2 protein-coding genes and 1 pseudogene are annotated in these 1295 nt (G+C 42.5%); all 3 read right to left on the bottom strand.

Annotation, left to right across the window (positions count from 1 at the left end; all coding sequences use genetic code 11):
• Nucleotides 1–94: pseudogene (gene rplK / locus B4237_RS09695) on the bottom strand (50S ribosomal protein L11); the annotation flags it as partial.
• Nucleotides 95–206: 112 nt separating this feature from the next.
• A complete protein-coding gene (nusG, locus tag B4237_RS09690; RefSeq protein WP_004876413.1) occupies nt 207–740 on the bottom strand; it encodes a transcription termination/antitermination protein NusG in 534 nt (177 codons plus the stop codon).
• A 7-nt stretch (nt 741–747) separates the two neighbouring features.
• Nucleotides 748–1188, bottom strand: a complete 441-nt coding sequence (gene secE / locus B4237_RS09685; protein ID WP_004876411.1) for a preprotein translocase subunit SecE — start codon at nt 1186–1188, stop codon at nt 748–750.
• Between the last annotated feature and the right edge of the window lie 107 nt (nt 1189–1295).

Genomic DNA, 1295 nt, shown 5'->3' with positions numbered 1-1295 from the left:
CACGTTGACCTAAAGCAGGACCAATTGGTGGAGATGGATTTGCTTTACCAGCTGGAACTTGCAGCTTGATATAGCCGTCAATCTTCTTAGCCATTGAAAATTTCCTCTGGGTACAGACGCCGCTAGGCTCCCCAAAAAATTAAACAACACCGAAGTGTTAGAACAACAATGCCCGATCAAATCGGGCGCTTTTCAACCAATTCAAATTAAATCGTTTTTTCGACTTGACGAAATTCGAGTTCAACTTGAGTTGGTCGATTAAATACATTAATCGTCAACGTTAAACGTGACTTATCGTATTGCACTTCCTCCACAACCCCTTTAAAGTCTGTGAACGGACCATCAATAACGAGCAATTCTTCACCTGGCTCAAACATCGTCTTAGGACGAGGTGCTTCACCAGTATTACGTACACGAGCAAGAATCGCATCTGCTTCACGCTGTGAAATAGGTGCTGGCTTCTCTGGTGTTCCACCAATAAAACCTAGAACCTTTGGACATTCTTTTACAATGTGCCAAGTATCATCATTCATTTCCATTTCGACTAATACATAGCCCGGAAAGAATTTACGTTCAGATTTGCGCTTCTTCCCATCCTTCATTTCTACTACTTCTTCAGTAGGAACAAGGACTTCACCAAAGCTATCAGCTACCGTGCTACGTTGAATTCGTTCATTAAGTGAACGCATCACTTGTTTTTCAAAACCTGAATAGGCATGAATAATATACCAACGTTTCATGGCGCTCTTACCCGATAATTAACTTAATAAACCAACCTAACCCGTAATCGAAGCACCACAACACTAATGATGCTACAACCACAACCAAAAGAACCTGCCACGATGTCGTGATCGTCTCTTGTTTTGTAGGCCAAGTCACTCGACGCAGTTCAATTCGTGCATCTTGCAACAAGCGCACAAAGCCTTTACCTTGATGGGTGGCGTATAATAAACCTAAAGCGACGACGATACAAGCCAAAATTACCCCAATGCGCACCCAAATATCATTTGCAGGCGCCCAATAGGCTGGTAAATGCTGATTTACCAATGCTGAACCGATGAATAAAGCTATAGCAATCAACCACAAAACAGCATCAAGTGGAGAACCTGAACTTACAACTTCCGCAGCATTATTTCTTTGAGGGATTGGCGCGTCGCTTAATGCGTCACGCGATTTATCATTCGACATTTTTTTACTCGTCGTAGAATTCGCGACTTATTATATGACAACTCAGCCAGAATTAAGCTTTTTTATAAAAAAAAAGTGGCAGGCCAGGAGGGACTCGAACCCCCAAC

It is taken from the genome of Acinetobacter sp. UBA6526, assembly GCF_002434875.1.
Taxonomy (GTDB): Bacteria; Pseudomonadota; Gammaproteobacteria; order Pseudomonadales; family Moraxellaceae; genus Acinetobacter; species Acinetobacter venetianus.
Note: the sequence above shows the minus strand (reverse complement) of the source record. Positions and strands in the feature narration are given on the sequence as shown.

Excerpts from the sequence above, each read along its gene's own strand:
- nusG (WP_004876413.1), bottom strand. The coding sequence starts at position 740 with ATGAAACGTTGGTATATTATTCATGCCTATTCAGGTTTTGAAAAACAA.
- secE (WP_004876411.1), bottom strand. The coding sequence starts at position 1,188 with ATGTCGAATGATAAATCGCGTGACGCATTAAGCGACGCGCCAATCCCT.